The sequence below is a fragment of the Streptomyces sp. NBC_00078 genome (assembly GCF_026343335.1).
Taxonomy (GTDB): Bacteria; Actinomycetota; Actinomycetes; order Streptomycetales; family Streptomycetaceae; genus Streptomyces.
On the sequence record NZ_JAPELX010000001.1, the window covers coordinates 2,776,182 to 2,797,895 of the forward strand.

Here is a 21,714-nt window from a genome sequence, read left to right on the forward strand (position 1 = left end):
CGTGTTTCGCGTGGGGGCGAGGGGTGAGGCGCAGTGGCGACGCCGGAAGCGGGGCACGAGGTCGCGGGCCGGTACCGGTTGCAGGACCCCATCGGCCAGGGCGGGATGGGAGTCGTCTGGCGGGCCTGGGACGAGACTCTGCAGCGGCACGTCGCGGTCAAGTGCGCGCGCCCCGGCGACGAGACGGCCGCCAAGCGGCTCCAGGGCGAAGGGCGGTACGCCGCACGGCTGCACCATCCGAACATCGTGCCCGTCTTCGACTTCGTCGAGGACGGGTCCGTCTGCTGGATCGTGATGGAGTACGTCCCCTCGCGCAGCCTCGCGCAGATCATGGCGGACGACGGCCCGCTCACGCCCGGGGAAGCCGGGTCGGTGGGCTGCCAGATCGCCGCCGCGCTCGCGAAGTCGCATGCCGCCGGGGTGGTGCACGGCGATGTGACGCCGGAGAACATCCTCGTCACCACGGACGGAGTCGCCCGGCTGACCGACTTCGGGATCGCCCGGGCCCTGTGGAGCGACGTCACGCAGACCACGACCGGCGTCGTGCACGGCAAACCCCGCTATCTCGCCCCCGAGGTGGCCAAGGGACGGCCGGTGGACGAGAAGTCCGACGTGTTCTCCCTGGGCGCCACCCTGTACGCGGCCGTCGAGGGCCACTCGCCGTACGGTGAGGTCGAGCACCCTGTGGCGTACGTGGCGCGGGCCATCGAGGGGCACATCGAACCGGCCGAGCACGCCGGCCACCTCACGGGAGTGCTGGCCGCTCTACTGGAGGTGGAGCCCCGGAACCGCCCGGACGCCCTGGAGTCGTACCGGCTGCTGACGCACGCCGCGCCACCACCTGCGCACGTCCAACAGGTGCTGCACGACAGCCGCACCCTGCCCCTGACTCCTCTCGAAGCCCTCACGATCCGGCTTCCGCGGCCCCTGCGCCGTCGCCGTCGTCCGCTGGCGATCACGGTGGGTGCACTCCTCGCTGCGGGCGCGCTCACAGCCGGTCTCGTCGCTGCCTCCGGCGGTGACAGGACCGGCGGGAGGAGACCGGTCGACGCGAAGCCCTCGGCCACGGCGAAGCCCGGCGCCATGGGCGATCCTCGTACGGCGGACCCCTGCAAGCTGCTCGACGCCGCCTCGCTGATCCGCTTCGGAGGCAACCGACTGGATCCGGACTACGGGGAGTTCGACCGGTGCGACGTCCTGGTGCACAACAGCAGCGGCGACGACAACGCCGACCTTGAGGTCAACTTCAACCTGGACGCGGCGCAGTTCGGGAACGACGTACCCACCAAGGAGGTCGGAGACCTCACGATCGCGACCATGAAGCGGGACGGCCCGGAGTGCTCACGGATCGTCGCGACCGCCGACGGCAGACAGATCGAGATCAAGGGCAAGCAGCTCGGCTCTCCGGCCCCCGACCCCTGTGCCCTGGCCGACGCCGGCACCGAGCACGCCGTCGCGCTGCTGGAACGGGGGCCGGTGCCCCGGCGCTCGGGGACGTTCGCCGCGGCCTCCCTGGCACGTGTCGACGCCTGCGCGCTGCTCGACGCGGCCGCGCTGAAGAAGGTTCCCGGCGTGGGGACGGACGACATCGACCACGGCTTCGGGGACTGGTACTGCGAATGGGACTCCGCCGACGAGAACTCCGGCGTCGAGCTCCAGTTCAGCCAGGACAACTCACTCGACGGCGATGGCGAGAAGGCGGTGGTCGTCTCCGGGAAGAAGAGCTATGTGTCGGCGAAGGACAGCGGTGACGACACCTGCGCGATCCGCACCCCGCACCGCTCGTACACGAACCAACTCGGTGACCGGACCGTCGAGTTGTTCGTGCTGACGGTGTATGGACCGGGGTCGGTCGCCGGGCTGTGCGCCGACGCCGAGGTGCTCGCGGCCACGGTCGTGAAGAACATCGCGAAGAGCCTGCCGACGACATGAGCGCGAACGGAAGGCCAGGCGGCCCGGCCCCCGGCCGCATGCCACCGAGCGGCCGCCCACTGGCCGCCACCCACGGCAGTCTCGCCCGGGGCGCCTCCGCTCCCCTGCCGGGCACCGTCTTCGCGCTCGCGATCACCGGGGGTATCACGCTCGGCCCCGGGGAGGGGCGCGAGGTGCTGTTCGGCCGCAACCGGCCCGAGGTGCACGTCTGTCTGGCCGAGGACGATCCGCAGGTCAGCCGGCATCAGGGCACGCTCGCCCACCGGGCGGGCAGTTGGTGGCTGAGCACCACCGGCAGGCTGCCGATCCGCTGCCCGGGGAGCCGGCTGCTGTTCCGCGGGGAGGATCCGCTGCCGTTGGTGCCCGGCTACTCCCCGCTGTTCATCGGGGGCTCACGCGGCCGCGAACATCTCCTGGAGGTCTACGTCACCGGCCCCGAGGGCGAGCGCCCGCTCCCTCGGCACGCCGACGTCACCCGGCCGCCGCGGGTGTGGACCCTCACCGAACCGGAGAGGCTGGCGCTCATCGTCCTCGGCCGGCGCTATCTGCTGCACGAACCCCGGCCCCAGCCCCTGACCTGGAGGCAGACGGCCACCCAACTCGCCGAGTTGCAGCTGGACTTCGGCTGGACGGACAAACGCGTCGAGCACCTCGTCAACGGCGTGCGCCTGCGTCTGTCCCGCGACGGCGTACCCTGGCTGACACGGGAGGAGATCGGCGAACCGGTCGGCAACGCGCTCAACGACCACCTGATCAGGGCCCTGATGTCGTCCACGACGCTGGTCCCGATGGACCTGGTCCTGATCGACGCGGCGTGACGGCCGGGACCGGTCCCCAGGCTTCTCGCTAGCTTCGAGGGATGATCCTGTTCCTGCCCGTGCTCGGCATCTTCGCCTGGATGGCCTGGTCGGTCTGCCGGATGAGCCAACTGCCCGTCCTGCGGCGGATGCTGCCCTCGCTGCTGCTGACGGCCGCCCTGCTGTGGTGGGTCGTCCTGCGGACGTCCGGCCCCGTGGTCTGGTGGTCCTTCTGTCTTCCGGTCGGCCTCGCCGTGGCGTCGTGGGCCGTCAGCCTGGCCGAACGCCGCTTGGCCCGCAGGTGACTTGACGGATCGTCATTTTGCCCAATTGGCAGCTGCCCAACAGACGTCAGCCCTGGCGTGCCGTGTCCACGGGGGCAGGGGTGGCCCGTGGCGCGGGCCACCCCTGCCACGCGCGTCAGGACTTCGGGCACTCCTGCCACGCCATGTGGTACACGGTGCTGATGTCCCCGTCGGTCGAGTCCATCGTCATGAAGCTGACCTTGCCCGGGTTCTGGCTCCCCGCGTTCACTCTCAACTCGGTGTTGATGTTGAAGTTGCGCAGAACTCCGCAGGGCGCCCAGACCAGTTGGGCCCAGTCGGTGCTGTCGGTGGCCTGCCAGTCGTCGTTGTACGTGCCGCTGAAGGGGTGGGTCTTGGGCACCGTGTTGGAGGAGCCCTGGAAGTAGTACGAGGCCTTCTGCGTGGCGGACGCTCCCGGCTGGAGCGAGAGGAAGCCCCGGTAGTCGGCGCTGGCGATGGCGTAGGTGAAGCCCTGCGGGACGTGCACGATCAGGTTGAGCTGGCAGTTCTTGCGGAACGCCGTGGGGTCGGAGTTGCCGCCGGCCTGGGCGAGGTAGTCGCTGTAGGTCACCGTGAAGGCCGTGTTGTCCGGGGAGACGGCGACGGCCGCCGTGCCCTTGGGACAGCCCGAGCCGTTCACGGTCGCCACGTCGATGACGATCTTGTCCGGGGGCGGGTCGTCGAAGACGGGGGACGAGTGCTGGGCGGGTAGCGCGGTGGTGAGCAGAGCGGCTATGGCGCCGCCCATGAGGAGTCCGCCAGACATGGTCTCTCCGGTTCTGTGAGTGGGGGGTGGCTCGCCCCGGCACTCAAGCAACCCTTTGGAGAAACCGTGGGGTTCCTGTGAAGACCGGAGGCGATCGCATCGTAGGGAGGCACACATACGGCGACCAGGTCGAACTCAAGCCATTCACAGACACGGATTTCACAGGGCGGCACTCTCGCCGCACCCGGACACCACTGACGGGCTGCCACTTCCAGGGCGACAGCCCGTCAGCACCTCACGGCTCAGCACCTCACGGCCCGGTACCTCAACGCGAGGCCCCGCGTGAGCGGATGTAGCGCCAGCCGAAGCAGAGCGTCGCCGACACCCCCACGGCGACACCGACGCCGCACAGCGCTGTCGCCCACGCGGCCATGTCCTGCGTGATCCACAGCAGGCTCACTGCGACCAGCGCCACGGCGAACAGGAAACGCTCGCCATGACCCAGGTCGCGGCCGGTCGGTCCCCGGTAGCTGTGCACCCGTACTCCACGCTCTTCATCCTGATATCCCGCCACCCGGTCCAACCGCCCCTCCGGGCCCGCGGCTTACGGGTTCTTCCAGGCCGCCGGCTCCGCCGCCAGCCGCTGCACCGGCTCCGGCAGCGCGTCCGCCGCGATGTCGGCGATCGTGACGCCTTCGAGGATCCTGCGCACGTTGGCCCGCAGGGCGATCCACAGGGGCAGCAGGGGCTGCGCGGATCCCGTGTACTCCAGGCCGGTGGGCCGCTCGCCGCGCACGGAGACGATCGGGCCGTCGACGGCACGGATCACGTCCGCGACCGTGATCTTCGCGGCTTCGCGCGCCAGCTGGTAGCCGCCGTTGCCCCCGCGCCGGCTGTCGACGACGCCGCCGCGCCGCAGGTCACCGAGGATGCCTTCGAGGAACTTGTGCGGGATGTCCTGCGCGGCGGCGATAACCTCGGCCTTCACCGGAGTGCCGTCCTGGCGCACCGCGAGCTCCAGAACCGCCCGTACCGCGTAATCCGCCCGTGCCGAGATCCTCATAGCACCATTGTGCTGGGTCCGGCCGTACGCAAGGACCTCGCGCGAAGACGGCGCGCGAAGGCGACGCGCGTCCGTCGGACGTACGGCTGACGTTGCCCGGGGCGGCGGCGGAGGGGTGCCGGTGACCCCGGTCCGACGCACTCGCCCCCGCCCCCGCCCCCGCCCCCGCCCCGGCGCGGGCGGCCGCTAGGCCAGCCGGATCACGTTCCAGGACAGCGGTTCGAGTACGGCGGTGAGGGTGCCGTCCGTGAGGGCGGTGCCCTCGACCGCGTGCGGGGCGACCCGCTCGGGCTCGTCGAGGGTGTTACAGGCGTCCGGGTCGGCGTCCGCGAGGGCACTGTGCTCGACGACGGACGTCAGGTCGAGGCCGTTCAGGGCTACTTCGAGCGAAAGCGCCTCGGTGCGGCTGCGGCTGACGGCGAAGACGGTGACGGTTCCGTCCTCCGCGCGCACGGCCGTGGCGTGCAGCAGGTCGGCCTCGCCGTACTTCTTCGTCTCGTACGTCGGTGAGTCGACCCGGACGTCGAGGACCTGGCCGCGGCCGTACTGCGAGGCCTGGGCGAAGGGGAAGAAGGTCGTCTGGCGCCAGGCCGGACCGCCGGGCTCGGTCATGATCGGGGCGATGACGTTGACCAGCTGGGCGAGACACGCGACGGTGACGCGGTCCGCGTGCCGCAGCAGGGCGATGAGGAGCGAGCCGAAGACGACGGCGTCGGTGACGCTGTAGTTGTCCTCCAGGAGCCGCGGGGCCTCCGGCCAGTCCCGCTGGTCGACGCCCTCGGCGTGCTTCTCCCACTCACGCAGGTACCAGACGTTCCACTCGTCGAAGGAGAGATTGATCTTCTTCTTCGACTTCAGCCGCGCACCCACGTGGTCGGCGGTCGCGACGACGTTGTCGATGAACGACTCCATGTCGACGGCGGAGGCGAGGAAGGAGTCGATGTCGCCGTCCTCGGGCCAGTAGTAGGCGTGCAGGGAGACGTAGTCGACGAGGTCGTACGTCTCCTTGAGGACCGTCGCCTCCCACTCGGCGAAGGTCGGCATGGACTGGCTGGAGGAGCCGCAGGCGACGAGTTCGACTCCGTGGTCGATCTGGCGCATGGCCCGGGCCGTCTCCGCGGCGATCCGGCCGTACTCCTCGGCCGTCTTGTGGCCGGTCTGCCAGGGGCCGTCCATCTCGTTGCCCAGGCACCACAACCTGATGCCGAAGGGGTCCTTGTCGCCGTGGCCCACGCGCAGGTCGGACAGGGCGGTGCCACTGTCGTGGTTGGCGTACTCCTGGAGTTCGAGGGCCTCGGCCACGCCGCGCGTCCCGAGGTTGACGGCCATCATGGGCTCGGCCTGCGGACCGACCTTGCGGAGGAAGTCGATGTACTCCGACAGGCCGAAGCGGTTGGTCTCGGTGGAGTGCCAGGCGAGGTCGAGCCGGCGGGGGCGGTCCTCCGCGGGGCCCACGGAGTCCTCCCACTTGTAGCCCGAGACGAAGTTTCCGCCGGGGTAGCGGATGGCGGTGACACCGAGTTCGCGGACCAGGTCGAGGACGTCCTGGCGCAGGCCCTTGTCGTCGGCCGTGGGGTGGCCCGGTTCGAAGATGCCGGTGTAGACGCAGCGGCCGAGGTGTTCCACGAAGGAGCCGAAGATGCGGGGATTGACCTCACCGACGGTGAAGGCGGGGTCAAGGGTGAAGCGGGCGGTGCTCATGTGCGCCTTTCGGGGGTGGGTATGTCTGTTTCGCGGGCGGGTGCGGGTGGTTCGTGGCTGGTCAGATCGGGTCAGGTCGGGTCAGGTCGTCCCATGCCCGCCCCTTCTGATCGACTGCGCCCGATCGCCCCGTTCGGTATCTCGTCGTCCGCTCGTAACCTCGAACCGGACGCTAAGTAGGAAGCGCTTGCCAGTCAATGGTTAGCACGGGTCTTTCCAGCCACGGAGGTCGTTCTCGGTTGAACGAGGGCCTGGTCTCGGGCAGCCTGCTGTGCGGCGGCGACGAAGGGGGAGCGATGGGTGTCGCGGGCGCGGGGAAGAAGGCGGCCCGGCTCGCCGCAGGGCTGCGGCGCTCACGCAGGGCCGCCTCCGGGATGCGGGAACTGACGAAAGGCCTCGGTGCGGCGGTGCGGGCCAGCCCGCGCCCACCGGCCGACGCGCGCGAACTGTGCCGGGTGCTGTGCGAGGCGATGCGCGTACGGCGCGGCGGGCGGCCCGTGGAGCTGCGGTTCGAGCGGTTCCCGGACGAGATCGAGGTCACCGGGCTGTGGGTGGAGTTCCAGGACTTCGACCTGGTGATCGTCGAGGAGCGGGCCGAGGCGGTGCAGCAACTGGTCATCCTCGGCCATGAGTTGTGGCACCTGCACGCCGGGCACAGCCACCACCACATTGCCGGGGCGGCGCTGGCCGGCCGGCACGAATGGAATGCCTTCGACGACGCCGCACTGTCCGTGGCCGCGCGTGACGGCTCCCGTGCCGCCGACGAGGCGGAGGCCGACGACTTCGGGCACCGGCTCGCCGCCGCGTTCCGTCCCCTGCTGTCCGGTGGGTCGGGGCGGTCCGGACAGGACACAGTCGCCCCGCTCGACCCGCTCCGACGGTCCCTCGGCTACCGGGGGCGTGGGGGAACGGCGCGGTGACGACGGCCCTCGCCCGACTGGCGTGGTCCCCCGCGGGTTTCGTCAACGAGTTCTACCCGTCGTTCTGGTGGATCCCGGCCGGCGTCCTGACCGCCGCCCTGGCGATCAAGCTGCCCACCATCGTGCGGCTGTGGAGCGACCCGCTGCTGCGGGCCGTGGGCGGCGTCCTGCTTCTCGCCTGCGCCGTGTTCGTGTTCGTGGCGCCGTCGACGATCGCCCGGGTCAACCGGATCACGGGCGTGCCGAACATCTCGGCGCCCTGGGTGTACTCGCTGCTGACCGCGTTCTGCGGCTCCTGTCTGCTGCTGATCATCGCGTGGCGCAACGGGCTGTCCGACCGTTCGGCGTCGACGGTCCGCGCCGTGCGCTGGGTGATCGCCGGCTCCTGCACGGTGATCGCCGCCCTGTGGGTGCTGTTCGCGCTGGCGGACGCGCCGGTGGAACGTCTGCGGGACCTCGACACGTACTACGCCGACACCCCGTACATGCGCGAGATGATCCTGCTCTATCTCCTCGCGCAGGCCCTTGCCACCGTGATCACCTCGTGCCTGATCTGGAACTGGGTCCGCACCGAAGGACTGGACGCCTGGCTGCGCTGGGGCCTGAAGTTCCTGGGTGTCGGTTACGCGACCCAACTCTCCTTCTATGCGGTCAAGTTGCCCGCGGTGGTGGCCCGCTGGACCGGCCATCCCCTGGACTGGCTGAGCACGGCGGTGGCCCCGCCCCTCGCCTGTCTGTCGGCCATCCTGATAGCGGTCGGCTTCATCCTGCCGCACGCCGGCCAGTACCTGCACGAACGCTGGCGGGTCCATGCCGCCCACCACCGCCTGCGCCCCCTGTACCTCCTCATGCGCACGGTGAACGGCGGCGGCGTGCCGTTCGTCCTTCACGCCACGCCGGAGCTACGGCTCATCCGCCGGGAGACGTTCATCCGCGACGTCCTGCTCCCCCTGGCCCGCCACATCGACGAGGACCGACGCCACCGGGCCTACGAGGCCGCCCTCGCCCTCGGCCACGCCCCGGCCCACGCCAGGGCCCTCGCCTGCGCGGTGGCCCTCCAGGACGCGGTCGAGGCCCACCGCCGGCCGACGGACACCGCCCCGGACCACGCCCCCGGCACCACGGACCTGCTCCGCGAGATCACCACCGTGTCCCAGGCCCTGCGCCACCCGGACGACCTCCTGGCCGTACGCACCCGCGCAACGGGACCGGGCCTGGCGGGGCGCGGCGCCGCTGCGAGCGATCAGCGGGGGGTTTCTGGCTGAGGCGGGGGGGGGGTGGGCGGGCCGCGGAAAAGATAACGGGGGCGGGGGGGCCGGGAGGCTGGGAGAGGAGGCCCGGAGGCCGGAGGCCGGGGGCCCGGAGGCGGAAGGCCCGGAGGCGGAAGGCCCGGGGGCCCGGAGGCGGGAGGCCGGAGACCGGAGGCCGGGGGCCGGGGGCCGGGGGCCGGAAGACCGGGGGCCGGAAGACCGGGGGCCGGAAGACCGGGGGCCGGTGGCCGGAAGACCGGAGGCCGGTGGCCGGTGGCCGGTGGCCGGTGGCCGGTGGCCGGTGGCCGGAAGACCGGAGGCCCGGAGGCCAAGGGGGCCAAGGGGCCCAAGGGGCCGGGCGGGAGCCGTGTAAATGCTCCCGTCCGTGTCGCCTCAGGGTTCAGCCCGCGAACGCCGACTGGGGCAGACCCTTTCCGGCACCGGGAACCACCAGCAGGGAGCCTGCCACCGGGTGGGGTGCGGTCAGGCCCACCCGGGCCGTCGTGACGTAGAGGTCGGTCAGGTCCGGGCCCCCGAAAGCGCAGGCGGTCACCAGGGGAGTGGGCAGCTCGATCACGCGGTCCAGTTCGCCGTCGGGCGTGTAGCGGCGTACCGCTGCACCGCCCCACAGCGCCACCCACACGCAGCCGTCGGCGTCCACCGTCAGTCCGTCGGGGAAGCCGGCGCCCTCCTCGATCTGCGCGAACCGGCGCCGGTCCACGGCCCGGCCGCCCTCATGGTGGAAGACGTCGACCTGTCGCGTCGGCGAGTCGATGTAGTACATCAGGCTGCCGTCGGGGCTCCAGCCGACACCGTTGCTGACCGCGACGTCGTCGAGAACCGTCCGCACGTCCCCGTCCCCGGTGATCCGGGAGAGTGTGCCGCCGCCGGGCGCCTCGTCGTAGCGCATGGTGCCGGCCCAGAGGGAACCGTCGGGGGCGACGGCGGCGTCGTTGGCGCGGCGGCCGGGGACGACCTCGCGGTGCAGCCAGCGGAAGGAGTCGTCCGGGTCGACGAGTCCGACCCCGTCCCGGAGATTCAGGACGAGCCCACCGCCTGCCCTGGGCTTCGCCGCACCCACGTGCTGGTCGGTCACCCGGACGCCACGGCGACCCGACACGGGGTCGTACGTGTACACACGGGCACCGAGGATGTCGATAAAGATCAGCCGGCCGGCGTCCGCGTCCCAGGTCGGGCCCTCCCCCAGGCTCGCCTCGACGCGCACCGCCACCTCGAACGCCGTCATACGACGGTCCTGTAGCCGAGGTGCTCGGAGAGTTCCACGGCGCCCTTGGCGGCGAGCTGCTCCAGCTCCTCGCGGCGCTCGTCGCTCCAGCGGATCATGGGGACGGAGATGGAGAGGGCGGCGACGACCTGCCCGGTACGGTCCCGTACCGGCGCGGCCACGCAGCTCACGTCCGGATTGGACTCGCGGCTCTCCACCGCGATACCGCGCTGGCGGATCTGGGCCAGGGCCTCGCGCAGGGCGGACGGTTCGGTGATGCTGTTGGGTGTCATCCCCACCAGCTCGGCGTCGTCCGGGATACGCGAGGTGAGTTCGTGATCCGGAAGGGAGGCCAGCAGCATCTTGCCGACGGACGTGCAGTGCGCGGGCAGCCGGCGCCCGGCGGCGGACACCATGCGCACGGCATGCGTGGAGTCGACCTTGGCGATGTAGATGACGTCGGTGCCCTCCAGGATCGCCACGTGCACGGTCTCGTCACAGGTCTCCGCGACGGACCGCGCCACCTGCTGCCCCTCGGCCGCGAGGTCCAGCTGCTCGGCGTACCGGCTGCCGAGCTGGTACGGCCGCACACCAAGCCGGTAACGTCCCGGCTGCCCGGGCACCTGGATGATGTACGCGCGGGCGGCGAGCGTGGTGACCAGCTCGTGCACGGTGGTGCGCGGCAGCTGCAGCCTGCGCACGATGTCGGGGGCGGAGAGCGTCCCGTCCCCGTCGAGGAAGAGCTCAAGAATGTCGAGAGCCCGGGTCACGGCAGGTACGAGGCGTCCCACAACCGGCCCCCTCCCTTAGTTATCTGAAGCCTGTGTTCGAAATTTCAACAGACGATCGGCATGACGAACACAGGCTACGCAAGTGCGTTTGCCCGGGCAATGGTTCTGCGCAGACCACCTGAGCACCCCTGTGGTACTACTGTCCCCCATGTGCGACACGTCACATCATGTCGCACACGGGACAGCCGCGGCGGGAGGGGCCAGCGGCTTCCCGGCTTGGTGATTGGGGGGTTCCATGCACGAAATGGTCAAGGGCTCGAACGTGTCCCTGACGGCCCTGAGCGAGAACCTCGGTTCGGTGATGGTCGGCCTGGGCTGGGTGAGCCCGAGCGGCGAAGGCGACGCGGACGTGTCCGTCTTACTCCTGGGCACGAACGGCAAGGTGCGCATCGACACCGACTTCTACTTCTACAACAACCCGGTCGCTGCCGACGGAAGCGTGCAGTTGCTGGGGAAGACGCCAACGGCGGACGGCAACGAGGACCGCATCGGCTTCGATCTCACCGCCGTTCCGGCTGACGTGGACCGCATCGTCGTAGCCGCGAGCCGGTACGACGGGGCCCGGTTCGGTGAGCTGGAGGACCTGGGGGTGACACTGGCCGACGCGGCGGGCGAGCACCTCCTCCGGTTCGCCATCGACGACGCCGACTCGGTGAGCGCGATCATCTTCGGAGAGCTGTACCGGCGCGGGGACGAGTGGAAGTTCCGGGCCGTGGGTCAGGGTTACGAAACCGGCCTGGCCGGCCTGGCCACGGACTTCGGGGTGAACATCGACGACGACGCGGTCGAGGCGGAGACGCTCGAAAACGCTGGGGACTCGAATACGACGGCTCCCGCCGCCCCCGTCGAGGCACTGCCGCAGGCCGCCGCCCTCGAGGCCATCCCGGCTCCCCGGAAACCGGACGAGGCCGAGGCCACGCCGAGGAAGCCGGCCGCGCGGCCGCGCACGGCGAAGAAGAAGGTCACGCTGCCCAAGGTGACCAGGAAGTCCCTGGCGGACAACGAGTCCTGGCGGGAAGCCAGGGCCTTTCCGGTCTCGGTGCTCAAGAGCGACCGGGACCGGGAGACGCGCGCCACCTCGGTGTTGTTGTCGGTGATGGCGCAGGTGCCCGAGTTCGGCAGAAGGCTCACGGCCGCGTTCGGGGCGCCGGCGGGCCGTATGGAGACGTTCACCGAGGTCTCCCTGCCGCACGGCGACACGCCCCGGCGCCCCGACGGGGTCATCCGCGTCGAGCGGGCCGGGAAGCTGTGGACGGCGCTCGTCGAGACCAAGACCAACGGCAACTCCCTCAAGGCCGAACAGGTGCAGGCGTACATGGACATCGCCGCCCGTCGTGGCTACGAGGCCGTGATCACGCTGTCGAACGATGTCGCCCTGGAGGGCAGCCCGCTCGTCGACGTCAAGATCGACGGGCGGCGCAAGCACAAGGTGGCCCTGCGGCATCTGTCCTGGGCCGAAGTCACCCACCAGGCACAGATGTTGATCCGGCACGAAGGCGTTGGGAACGCGGCGCACGCCTGGCTGCTCCAGGAGCTGCTGCACTATCTGCAGCACGAGAACTCCGGCTGCCACGGCTTCCAGAACATGGGCTCGGCCTGGGTGCCCGTGCGCAACGGAATCGACGACGAAACCCTGTGCCGGGGCGAACCCCGGGCGCTGGAAGTGGTCGAGAGCTGGGAGCGGCTCATCCGCCAGGTGTGCATCCGGCTGGGCGGCGAACTCGGGCAGAAGGTGCTCCCCGCCCAGCGGGCCAAGCGCGGAGCTGATCCCGGGGCGCGCCGGGCCCTGCTGGCGGACAGGCTCTGCGTCGACGGGCGGCTTCATGCCGGGTTGCGCGTCGAGGGCGCGCCCGGTCTGCTTGCCGTCACCGCCGACCTGCGGACCGGCAAGCTCCGTATCTCGGTCGAGATCCCAGTACCGGACCAGGGCTACCCACTGAGCTGGGCCAAGCGTCTGATCCGCCGGCTGGAGGAAGCCCCTGCGGACCTGCACGTCGAGACCCTGGTCGAAGGCGAGGGGGGCGGACCCCGGGGGACTCTGGAGCGCCTGCGCCCCGAGCCGGCCGACATGCTCCCGAAGAACGCCGCCACCCGGATCACCGGTTTCCGCCTGTCCCTGCTCAAGAGCATGGGCAACGGCCGCGGCAACGCTGAGACCGGCTTCATCCGCAGCGTGGACGACGCGGTGCAACGCTTCTATACGGCAGTGGTGGTCCACCTGGACGCTGCGACGCAGCAACGGGTTTCGTCGAAGGAGCGCACCAGCACGGGATGAGAACGGCGCCCACGTGCAGCCCGGCGGTCTCCGTCAATTTACGGGCACACGCACGGCGCGTCGGGGCACCGGCCGATCCACGCCATGCATCGGCCACCGCACCGACGGCGTTTGGAACTTGCCGGAAGCAGCTCCGAAGAGCCTCAGATTCACCAGAGTTTCCAGTCACTCAGGGCTTTCGGTGACGCCCTCGGCCGGGACCGAGACCGGGCGGAGCGGGCTGAACGTCCTGCCCACTCTCAGAGGCAGGTGGGGGCACAAGGCCGAGGAATTCCCGGGCGGCGTCCGCGTCTGCCGCGACACCGACCGTCACCCATGCGTGCCCGTCCCACTCCAGCAGGGCACGCGGGGCATCGGGGGCAATGTGGGAGGCGCGAGCTCCGTCGGCAAGGGGGACGGCCCGGCGTGTGCCAGTGATCTCCCGATCCGCAGCCCGGCGTCGGTCGCGTCGGGCTGCCCACTCGTGCAGGGGCTCCTCTTCCGCCATCGTCTGCGCCTCCCGGTGCTCGCTACCGTCAGAACCTAGACCAGGTCACAGTCTGCCCTTCGGGGGTGACTGCGACCTCGAACAGATCCAGGCCCGGGGAGCCATCGGCCTCCCATTGGGAGACGGTCTCCTCGACGTCGTCCCACAAGCGAGCGGGTCCGCCCTGACGGACCCTCCAGGTCTCACCGTCCTGAACGAGAGCGGCCCAGGCGCCGGCATCCACGTCGACCAGGAGGTGTTCGGTGCGGCCATCCCGGTTGAGGCTGAGGCGCTGTGCGTGAGCGGCTGCAAGCTGAGCGACGAAACGCGTGTCCCAGTCGTCCAGATCATCGGCAGCGAGCACGGTGGTGCGTTCCTCTCCGTCGTCGATGCCGGGCAGAAGGCCGAGCGGGGGCGGGAGCTGAGGTCGGGCGATCATGAATGAGACCTGCCCGCCGAGGAGCCGGCCGCGGGCGGTGCCGTCCTCCCCCACGGTGAGCCGGGCGAGTTCGGAGGAGTAGAGCCAGCCGGACAGGGGAGCGAGGATGATTCCGCCGGGCCGGGTCTGCTCCACCCACGCATACGGGAGCTCGGTGACTCCGCAGGTGGCGATCAGCCGGTCGTACGGGGCGCCGTCGGGGTGGCCGGCGAGCCCGTCGCCCTCGATCAGGAGCGGCGCGTACCCGGCGTGCCCGAGCGCGGTACGGGCGCGGATGGAGACTTCCGCGTCGACCTCCATGGACGTCACGAAGTCTTCGCCGAGGCGGTGGCAGAGCAGGCCGGTGGAGTATCCGGTGCCTGTGCCGATTTCCAGCACGCGGTTGCCGTCCTCGACTCGGAGGTCTTCGAGCATCCGGACGACGAGGCCGGGCAGGGTGCTCGATGAGGTGGGCTCGCGCAGGACCTCACCGCGAATGTCCCCAGGGGCGATCGTCCCGGCGATCTGGGTGACGAGGGAGGCGTCTTGGTAGCAGCCGACCAGCCATCCGGGGTCATCGGGGAGGACGGGCCGCCACGCGGTGGGGCCGGGGCTGTCGGCCCGTTCGAAGAAGCCGCCGCGCAGGAACTCGTGCCGGGGCACGCTTTCAACGGCGGCCCGCCATGGGCCGATGCGCAGGTGGCCGCTGGCGGCCAGGCGCTCGGCGAGCGTGAGGCGGAGGCCTTTGTCGTCGTCGGTCACGTCGTGGTCTTCCTCTCCAAGAGGTCGGCCAGGGCTGCGCACATGGGCAGACCCGTCTCAGGCTCCAGCCAGTACCACTGACCGGAGGGGTTGCATTCCAGGAACCACCATTGCCCGTCCTCGGCCACGCAGAAGTCGAAAGCCCCGAAGCCAAGACCGAAGTGGTCCATGTAGTGGCGCAACGCCGGCGCGATGTCCGGTGGCGGCTCCACGGAGGCGTAGGTGAGCCGGTCGTAGTTGGTGCGCCAGTCCAACAGGTCGGAGTCGATGCGGACGCAGAACACCCGGGTACCGATGACGGTCACCCGTACGTCCGCGGTCTTGTGGATGCGCTTCTGGAAGAGGTGCGCCGTACCCGCCACGCCGTCGTCGATGTCTGCGGCGGACACTTCGGCGACCTTGACGACGTTCGACACTCCGTCAACCCGGTACACGGGGTTGTGCAGCGGCTTGTAGATGACCGATCCGTGCCGCTTGATGAAGGCTCGGGCCGCGTCGGGGCTGGAGGTGATGAGCGTTGGCGGCACCAGGAAGCCTGCCTGTACCGCCGCGGCGAGCCCGGACGGTTTGAACTCCGCGTCCCCGATGCGGTGCGGGTGGTTGACGTACAGGCAGCCCGGCAGGGCAGCCAGTACCCCGCCGAGCCCGTACCGAGCCTGCGTGACGGCGAACCGTGCGTCCTGCTCATCGAGGTGCGGGAAGGCGAACCCGGTTGGCCGACGGTAGTACATGGCGCGGACGTTGGCCAGATCCGCGGTGCGGGAAGGGGTGAGTAGACGGCCCTGGATCCCGTGCGGGGTGATCTCTGCCTTCACCGACAGTGATGCGGGGAAGTCCCCCGAGTCGAGCCGCACGACCGGGATGTCCCGGCCGTGCAGCTCGCGAATCACCACATCGGCGGTGGGGTCGTTCAGGCTGGTGACGACCAACACCGGACGCGTGTCAGTCACTGGTCGCTGTCGCTCCCGGTGTCGCTGTCCTGAGTGGTGCCGTTGCCGTCCGGGCTGGTGCCCGTGGAGGGGCTGGTGCCGGTGCTGGTGCCGTGGCCAGGCATCTCCATGACCTGGCCACTCACGTCATAGAACTTGGCGGTCTGGGTGTCCGGGTCCAGTCGGCTGGTGGTGTATCCGGGGGCCATCGTGGGGTACGGCGCCATGCGGCCGACCCCCCACGGCAGCGGGGTGATGATTCCCTGCGGAACAGCCGTGCTCGTCGGCAGACGGTCAGAGTGGACGAACATGCCTCTCCTCGATGTCGCAGTGATGGAACCCAGCCGGGGCGGGTTGAAGCGGCCCCGACCGGATGGATGACGTCAGCTGTGGCTGTCCTCGACCTCAATGAGGTCGAGGGTGTGGGCGCGGACAGGCTGGTCGGCGAGCGATCCCTTGCTCTTCTCCGGCGTCACCTGCTTCACGTTCTTGGTGTCCCGCTCTATCTGCGCCTTCGCGGCCCTGACAGTGCTCTTCTTGCTACTCACGCGCATTTGCTCCTCCCTTCGGTTCCGTGTGTGGGGCCACCCGCCGTTCTGGCGGCGGGCGGCCCCGTGCGGTCCCCCTCGGGGGAGGGGACCGGCCCGCGCAGCGTCTTGCCATTTCTGCACTGCGCGGGAGATTGCGCTGCTTACGCCCCGAGGCCCCTGCGCGGGGAGGAGCATTGCGTCGTGGGGGAACGGTGGTCTGCCTTTCCCCGCGCCGGGAGTTGGTCTGCCCGATGGCCTCGGTCGGAGATCATCCGGGACACCGGGCAGAGGTCTATGCGGCGACCGCGAGTTCGGCGAGCAGTTGGTCCACGTCGAGCACACGGAACAAGGACAGTCGCCGTACCAGCTGCGAGGCGAGCAGCAGCGGAGCCCGTGGATCGCTGAACGCGACCGGCTTCTCCGGCGACGAGACGACCCGCACGTCACCATCCGTGCCGGAGCCGTAGACACTGCCCAACGCCCCGTACAGCGGTGCGCTATTGGCGAGGAACACCATCGGGTTGCCTTCCATGTGGTCGCAGAGCTTCGCCGTCGTGCGGACGTGCCGCGCGCACACAGGCGGCTGGTTCGCCAGGATGTACGGCTTCGTCGGGTCTTCGTCCTTCGGCCCGGCAAGGAAGATGAACCCGAGAGGTGTCCGCGCCGGTCGCGTGCAGATCTGGCAGCGCCCAGCGAGCATCGTCGCCATCTGCCTGTACGGGTGCACGAACCTCCATAGCGGCTCGCCCACCGGCACGCCGTCGCCCCCGTGGTTGAAGCTGCACCGCGCCCACAGCATGCCGCGCACCGGCCGGTCTCTGGGGTCCTCGTCGCCGTAGAACAGACGCAGGCCCGAGCCGCCGCGCCGGCGAAGGATGTGCAGGTTCGTCGGCGCCGCCTCCTCGCCCTTGCGCTGGGTGATCCACGGGACCACTCCGCGCTCACTCGTACTGGCCACGGGACGGGGGAACTCGATCACGCGTACTCCTTCAGGCACCGGATCGCGCCCAGACGTTCCACCAGTTCGTTGACGGTCCATGCCATCCGGCGCAGGTGCCCGACGGCTCGCCAGTGATCACCAGGCACGTCGGCGACGGGCACCTCACGAGCCCGCGCGATCAACCGGGCGGCCTCCTCGTCCTCGTCTGCCTTGTTCGTGAGCCCGATATCGACGAGCTGCATCAAGTGGCCACGAAGACGCTCAGCTAAGTCTTCGACGTCGTCCTCACGCGGTATGACGTCGTCCAGCACGGCGCCGACATCCTCGAGTACGGCGTCCCCGTCGAAGGGCGTCCACTTCCGCACGGCCGCCAAGAGGGTCGTGAGGGTCTCCTCGTTCGCGGGCGCCCAGTGGGCCAAGGCCGGGGCGGTCACCGTGCCTCCTTGGTGGGCACGTTGAGGCGGCACCACGTCGTCGCGCCATCGTCGCTGGTTCCCCAGGTTCCGCCGTTCTCCTCCGCCAGGGCGTGGACAAGCGCGAGGCCCCGCCCTGACTCGGCCGCGTCGTCCGTCGGCTTGGGCTCGGCGCAGCCCGGCATGCCGTCGCCCACCGCGATACGGAGGGCCCCGTCCTCGAAGGTGATCTTCAGACTGATCTGCTTGGTGCCGCTGTGCAGGACCGCGTTGGTGAGCAGCTCCGAGACGATCAGCATCACGTCGTCGTGCAGCGCCTCAAGGCCGCAGTATCGGAGCCTGGCGGCCGCGATCCGGCGCAGGATTCCTACGCGGCATGTGTCCTGGGCCGCGGGCGGCTCGTTGTCGTGACGGGGGGTCACGCGGAAGCGCTCGTTCAGCACGTCGCCGCCGCGGTGGGGGGCCGTGCGAAGCGTGCGTACGGCTGTCGTCGTCATCACGTCCTCTGGGGGGAGCGTGGGGGCTGACCGGACGGCACGCGCAGGACTGCACTCCGGGTGGGTGGAGGTCTCGTCCTGCGTGGTGACTGCTCTGGTCATCGTGGCCTCGGCGTCTGCGGTGGGGGCGATACCCCGCCCGTTTCCCACGGGGGAACGAGGAGCGAGCGGGGCCGTACACAACAGCTAACCCACCGTCACCTCCCGTTGGACATGACGAAGTTGTCCCGGCCTCCCACCTCACAACTGACGAATTGACTCGCCCTTTACTGTCGGTGACGGTCCGGGCCTTCTACCGTGGGCTGGTGGCGGAGACCCGGAACGAAGACTTAGCCGCATGGATGGCGGATCACGGCATGTCGGCCGCAGAGCTGACCGACGCCGTCAATGACGCCATCCTCACGCTCACCGGCAAGCCCGGCGCCACGTCGGAACGGACCGTGTTCCGATGGCTGTCCGGCGAGAACCAATGGCCGCAGGAGCGCCAGCGCATCGCCGTGGAGATCGTCACCGGCCGCACCATCACGGACTTAGGGTTCGTGCCTCGAGGGAAACGCAAGACCGACCCACCGCCCCCACCAGCACTACCGGAGGACCCTTCAGTGCATCGCCGCCGTTTCGTCGGGGCGGCCACCGGCACCGCCGCCGCCGTCACAGCACCCCTCGTCAGCGCAGGCTTCCGCCCCTCCCACGTCGGCACCTCCGACGTCATCCGGCTCCGTGACCACGTCGAAAACCTCGTGGAACTGGACGCCGAACGCGGCGGACACACCGCCCTCGAAAGGGCGGCCCTCGCGGGAGCCTCCGAAGCCCTCGGCCTACAGAAGCGGTCCACCACACAGCGCGTGAGGCAACGCCTGTTCGCCCTCGCCTCCGACTTCACCGCAACCGCCGCATGGTCCCTGATCGACGCCGGGCAGCTCGACGACGCCGGCCGCCGCCTCGACCGCGCGCTGACCCTCGCGGGCATGGCCCAAGACTCCGAAATGACCATGCAGGTGTGGAACCTACGGGCCATGCTCGCCCGGCAGCGCGGAGAGTACGCCGAAGCAGTCGCCGCAGCCCAGGCCGCCCAGACGACGACCGTCGCCCGCCGCAGCCCGATACACGCCTCCCTCGCCCACGCCCGCACCGCAATCGGCCTCGCCCACTCCCGGGACCACCGCGGCGCCCTGCGCTCTCTCGGCCGCGCCGAAACCGCAATCTCCAAGGCCGACATGACGGCCCCGCTGCCCATCTGGATGGCCTTCTACGGACCCGCGGAACTGCACTCGCTCACCGCAATCGTGGAGGACGTCGTCGGGCGCCCTGGCGAAGCTGAGGCCGCCTCCTACAGGGCACTCGCCGCCCTGCCCGAGGCGTATCGCCGCAACCGCGCCAACGCCACCGTGCGCCTCGCCCTCGCCCAGCTCCATCAGGGCGACCTCGATCAGGCAGTCGCCACCAGCGGCAAGGTGTTCGAGATCATGGCCGGTGACCCCATCCCCGGCCGCATGCGTCAAGCCCTCGGCGACTTCCAGCGCGATCTGATCACCCTGGCTCCCTCCGCGCACATCGCGCACGAGTGGATCGACCGCTACCGGACCGAATGGAGCACTCCTTGACCACGGCAACCGTCGAACTCCGCCACTACGGGCACGACGACCTACCGCAGATCCGACAGACCCTGCTGGATGTGCACGCGGACGCGTACGCGGACGAGATGGAAGACGAGTTCAACCAGCGGTTCCCCTGGTTCGTCGATCACTGGGGCTCAATCCCCGGGTTCTCCTGCGTCATCGGCTACGACGACGGCGAACCGGTCGGCTTCGCCTACGGCGCCCCAGCCACCCCGGGCCGTGAGTGGTGGCGCGAGCACGTGAACCCCGCGCCGGCGGATGACTCGACATTCTCTGTGTCCGAGCTGATGGTGCGCCCGAAGTGGCGTAAGACCGGCACGGCCGAGCGGTTGCACACGGCACTGCTGGAGAGCCGGCCGGAGGCTCTCGCCGTTCTCCTCGTCGACCCCGACCACCCCAAGGTGCAAGATCTGTACGCAACTTGGGACTACCGGAAGGTCGGAAACCGCCAGCCCTTCCCGGACAGTCCGAACTTCGCTGTCATGCTCCGAGAACTCCGCTGACCAGTACCAGCACAATGGCCCGCCTCCACCGAGGCGGGCCGTCTGCTTCGCGGGCGGAGCGTCAGGCGTTGTAGCCCTTCTGCCGCACTACCGGCCCCCACTGGGCCGCGCGCTCCCCGAAGCACGTCCGGCACAGGGGGTCGGCGTCGCTGCCGTACCTCTTGTACTTGGCAAAGCAGTTGGCGCACTGGCCCGTTCGCATCCTCGGCCCCGCCTTCGGGCTCACCCAGGACTACACGCGCAAGCACCTCGGCATCAGGTTCGAGGTCGACAACAGCCGTAGCGTGCGGGAGCTCGGCATCGGCTACCGGCCCATCGAGGAGACCCTGCTGGACCACTACGAGGCATGGCGGGCGCAGCGGTCCCGGTAGCGGAGCACCGGCCGCTTTCCGATGGCGGCAGATGGGCGCACACGAACAGCCGCTACGCCCCCTGCCCCCTCGACTCCCCCAGTACCCCCCTCAACCTCCGTACCCTCAGCACCAGTTCGAGTTCGAAGCGCCGGTCCGGGTCGTCGATCTCGTCGCCCCACAGCTCGCGGATCTGGCGCAGGCGGTAGCGGACCGTCTGGGGGTGGACGCCGAGCCGGGCGGCCACCTCCGGCGCTCCGCCCCGCGTCTCCAGCCACGCCAGTAACGTTTCCGCAAGCCGGCGCCCGTGGGTCGGCCCGCAGTGGGCCAGGGGCGCCAGGCAGCGCAGGGCCAGGTCGTCGATCAGTTCCTCGGGCTGGAGGAGGACCAGGGCCTCGGTGTGTTCCGTGCAGTACAGGACGTCTCCGGTGGGCAGCAGCCGCCGTTCCATCAGGCGTACGGCCGCCTCGGCCCAGTGCAGCGACTTCGCCGCGTCGGCGAGCGGTACGGGCGGTCCGATCGCCCCGGACCAGCCGGTCAGCGCCCGGTGCAGTAACTCGGGGCGGCCCGCGGCGTCCGGCTCGGGGACGACCATGCGGGGCTGCTCGTACTCCATGTCGAGCAGCACGCCCTCTCCGACGGCGGGCGCGACCGCCTCCCGGGCCGGGCGGAGCAGGACGCCGACCGCCACCTTGCGCGGCAGCGGCCAGCCGACCCGGGCGGCCCGTTCGGTCAGGGCGTCGGCCGGGTCGCCCCGGTGGTGTTCGGCGAGCAGCAGCTCCACCAGGCGGCGCTGGAGCCGCAGCCGCTCGCCGGCCTGCCGGGCCGCCGCCTCGGCGTAGCCGCGCACGGACTGGTCGACCAGTCCGTCCAGATACTCGTAACCGGCGTCCACGAGCTCGTACATCGCGGGCGGCGGGATCTCGACCTGCTGGCCGATCTCGGCGAAACAGCGCCAGGCCAGGCGTACGCCCATGCGGTAGATGGCCTGCAGCGAGTCCAGGGTGCGGCCGTGCAGGCCTTCGCCGCGGCCGAACTCCTGGAAGACGCCCGGCGGGACCGTCGGCCGGCCCTCGGACTGCTCCAGGTGCTGGACGAAGACCTCGATGGCGCGGCGGATGCCGACCAGGGCCATCGGCTCGCCGGACTCGTCGAGGACGAGAGGCAGGTGCGGGTACTCGCGGCGGATCTCCCGCAGGATCTCCTCGGCGAGCGCCGGCGCCTCGGCCATCGCGAGGGCGGCGAACCGGCGGACCTGGAGTCGGGGGACGTCGTGCCAGGCCGAGCGGGTGGCGACGGCCGGCGAGTGGGCGGGCGTCACC

At 70.3% G+C, this 21,714-nt stretch carries 23 protein-coding genes and 1 pseudogene; 9 read left to right on the top strand and 15 right to left on the bottom strand.

All coding sequences use genetic code 11. The features are described 5' to 3' along the window. Window positions 1-33 precede the first annotated feature (33 nt). Genes OOK07_RS12965 through OOK07_RS12975 form a run of 3 tightly spaced genes read left to right on the top strand, consistent with a single transcriptional unit; the run spans window position 34 to window position 3,034 of the window. Window positions 34-1,932, top strand: coding sequence for a serine/threonine-protein kinase (locus tag OOK07_RS12965; RefSeq protein WP_266796514.1), 1,899 nt, complete (start codon window positions 34-36; stop codon window positions 1,930-1,932). Then, complete coding sequence (locus tag OOK07_RS12970; RefSeq protein WP_266796517.1) at window positions 1,929-2,750, top strand: FHA domain-containing protein; 822 nt, start codon at window positions 1,929-1,931, stop codon at window positions 2,748-2,750. The genes OOK07_RS12965 and OOK07_RS12970 overlap by 4 nt, the downstream gene beginning before the upstream one ends. A gap of 41 nt (window positions 2,751-2,791) precedes the next feature. Beyond that, window positions 2,792-3,034 (top strand): hypothetical protein, encoded by a 243-nt coding sequence (locus OOK07_RS12975; RefSeq protein ID WP_266796519.1) that lies wholly within the window; start codon window positions 2,792-2,794, stop codon window positions 3,032-3,034. A 115-nt stretch (window positions 3,035-3,149) separates the two neighbouring features. On the opposite strand, the gene OOK07_RS12980 is transcribed toward OOK07_RS12975, so the two are convergent. The 4 genes from OOK07_RS12980 to arfA form a co-directional block, all read right to left on the bottom strand. Beyond that, complete coding sequence (locus OOK07_RS12980; protein ID WP_266679942.1) at window positions 3,150-3,800, bottom strand: DUF4360 domain-containing protein; 651 nt, start codon at window positions 3,798-3,800, stop codon at window positions 3,150-3,152. A 265-nt stretch (window positions 3,801-4,065) separates the two neighbouring features. Further along, the gene (locus tag OOK07_RS12985) at window positions 4,066-4,278 is read right to left on the bottom strand and encodes a hypothetical protein (RefSeq protein WP_266679944.1); all 213 of its coding nucleotides are present in this window, start codon (window positions 4,276-4,278) and stop codon (window positions 4,066-4,068) included. Between the two features lie 66 nt (window positions 4,279-4,344). Further along, window positions 4,345-4,803 (bottom strand): RrF2 family transcriptional regulator, encoded by a 459-nt coding sequence (locus tag OOK07_RS12990; RefSeq protein ID WP_266679946.1) that lies wholly within the window; start codon window positions 4,801-4,803, stop codon window positions 4,345-4,347. A 186-nt stretch (window positions 4,804-4,989) separates the two neighbouring features. Beyond that, on the bottom strand, window positions 4,990-6,504 hold the full coding sequence (gene arfA, locus OOK07_RS12995) for an arabinosylfuranosidase ArfA (RefSeq protein WP_266679948.1): 1,515 nt from the start codon (window positions 6,502-6,504) through the stop codon (window positions 4,990-4,992). A 296-nt stretch (window positions 6,505-6,800) separates the two neighbouring features. Here arfA and OOK07_RS13000 point away from each other — a divergent pair, with 296 nt between their 5' ends. Both OOK07_RS13000 and OOK07_RS13005 read left to right on the top strand, forming a co-directional pair. Beyond that, window positions 6,801-7,424, top strand: coding sequence for a toxin-antitoxin system, toxin component family protein (locus OOK07_RS13000; RefSeq protein WP_266683490.1), 624 nt, complete (start codon window positions 6,801-6,803; stop codon window positions 7,422-7,424). Then, a complete protein-coding gene (locus OOK07_RS13005) occupies window positions 7,421-8,689 on the top strand; it encodes an MAB_1171c family putative transporter (protein WP_406311617.1) in 1,269 nt (422 codons plus the stop codon). The genes OOK07_RS13000 and OOK07_RS13005 overlap by 4 nt, the downstream gene beginning before the upstream one ends. Window positions 8,690-9,074: 385 nt before the next feature. Here OOK07_RS13005 and OOK07_RS13010 read toward each other — a convergent pair whose 3' ends face one another. Then, window positions 9,075-9,920 (bottom strand): SMP-30/gluconolactonase/LRE family protein, encoded by an 846-nt coding sequence (locus OOK07_RS13010; protein WP_266796521.1) that lies wholly within the window; start codon window positions 9,918-9,920, stop codon window positions 9,075-9,077. Beyond that, window positions 9,917-10,690: an IclR family transcriptional regulator gene (locus tag OOK07_RS13015; RefSeq protein WP_266679952.1), complete on the bottom strand. Its 774-nt coding sequence runs from the start codon at window positions 10,688-10,690 to the stop codon at window positions 9,917-9,919. Before OOK07_RS13015 ends, OOK07_RS13010 begins: the two co-directional genes overlap by 4 nt. Window positions 10,691-10,925: 235 nt before the next feature. On the opposite strand from OOK07_RS13015, the gene OOK07_RS13020 reads away from it, so the two are divergent. Continuing rightward, window positions 10,926-12,965 (top strand): TerD family protein, encoded by a 2,040-nt coding sequence (locus tag OOK07_RS13020; protein WP_266796523.1) that lies wholly within the window; start codon window positions 10,926-10,928, stop codon window positions 12,963-12,965. A gap of 169 nt (window positions 12,966-13,134) precedes the next feature. Here the strand turns inward: OOK07_RS13020 and OOK07_RS13025 are convergent, their stop codons facing one another. The 8 genes from OOK07_RS13025 to OOK07_RS13060 form a co-directional block, all read right to left on the bottom strand. Continuing rightward, on the bottom strand, window positions 13,135-13,452 hold the full coding sequence (locus OOK07_RS13025) for a DUF6087 family protein (protein WP_266796524.1): 318 nt from the start codon (window positions 13,450-13,452) through the stop codon (window positions 13,135-13,137). A gap of 28 nt (window positions 13,453-13,480) precedes the next feature. Next, complete coding sequence (gene tgmC / locus OOK07_RS13030) at window positions 13,481-14,611, bottom strand: ATP-grasp peptide maturase system methyltransferase (RefSeq protein ID WP_266796526.1); 1,131 nt, start codon at window positions 14,609-14,611, stop codon at window positions 13,481-13,483. Next, complete coding sequence (gene tgmB / locus OOK07_RS13035) at window positions 14,608-15,561, bottom strand: ATP-grasp ribosomal peptide maturase (protein WP_266796528.1); 954 nt, start codon at window positions 15,559-15,561, stop codon at window positions 14,608-14,610. Before tgmB ends, tgmC begins: the two co-directional genes overlap by 4 nt. After that, window positions 15,558-15,851, bottom strand: coding sequence for a putative ATP-grasp-modified RiPP (tgmA, locus tag OOK07_RS13040; protein ID WP_266796529.1), 294 nt, complete (start codon window positions 15,849-15,851; stop codon window positions 15,558-15,560). The genes tgmB and tgmA overlap by 4 nt, the downstream gene beginning before the upstream one ends. Before the next feature lie 72 nt (window positions 15,852-15,923). After that, entirely contained in the window at window positions 15,924-16,088 is a 165-nt protein-coding gene (locus tag OOK07_RS13045) for a hypothetical protein (protein WP_266796531.1), read from the bottom strand. A 274-nt stretch (window positions 16,089-16,362) separates the two neighbouring features. Further along, window positions 16,363-17,049, bottom strand: a complete 687-nt coding sequence (locus OOK07_RS13050; protein ID WP_266796533.1) for a hypothetical protein — start codon at window positions 17,047-17,049, stop codon at window positions 16,363-16,365. Beyond that, entirely contained in the window at window positions 17,046-17,444 is a 399-nt protein-coding gene (locus OOK07_RS13055; RefSeq protein WP_266796535.1) for a DUF6415 family natural product biosynthesis protein, read from the bottom strand. Before OOK07_RS13055 ends, OOK07_RS13050 begins: the two co-directional genes overlap by 4 nt. Continuing rightward, window positions 17,441-17,920, bottom strand: coding sequence for an ATP-binding protein (locus OOK07_RS13060; protein WP_266796537.1), 480 nt, complete (start codon window positions 17,918-17,920; stop codon window positions 17,441-17,443). The genes OOK07_RS13055 and OOK07_RS13060 overlap by 4 nt, the downstream gene beginning before the upstream one ends. 305 nt (window positions 17,921-18,225) lie before the next feature. On the opposite strand from OOK07_RS13060, the gene OOK07_RS13065 reads away from it, so the two are divergent. From OOK07_RS13065 to OOK07_RS13075, 3 genes and pseudogenes are all read left to right on the top strand, one after another. Beyond that, on the top strand, window positions 18,226-19,524 hold the full coding sequence (locus tag OOK07_RS13065) for an NsdA family TPR-like regulatory protein (protein WP_524540315.1): 1,299 nt from the start codon (window positions 18,226-18,228) through the stop codon (window positions 19,522-19,524). Beyond that, window positions 19,509-20,042 carry a GNAT family N-acetyltransferase gene (locus OOK07_RS13070; protein ID WP_266679960.1) on the top strand — a complete coding sequence of 178 codons (534 nt, stop codon included), beginning with the start codon at window positions 19,509-19,511 and terminating at the stop codon, window positions 20,040-20,042. The genes OOK07_RS13065 and OOK07_RS13070 overlap by 16 nt, the downstream gene beginning before the upstream one ends. Before the next feature lie 179 nt (window positions 20,043-20,221). After that, window positions 20,222-20,413, top strand: a pseudogene (locus tag OOK07_RS13075) (NAD-dependent epimerase/dehydratase family protein); the annotation flags it as partial. Window positions 20,414-20,465: 52 nt separating this feature from the next. On the opposite strand, the gene OOK07_RS13080 reads toward OOK07_RS13075, so the two are convergent. Further along, a complete protein-coding gene (locus OOK07_RS13080) occupies window positions 20,466-21,713 on the bottom strand; it encodes a PucR family transcriptional regulator (protein ID WP_266796541.1) in 1,248 nt (415 codons plus the stop codon). Between the last annotated feature and the right edge of the window lies 1 nt (window position 21,714).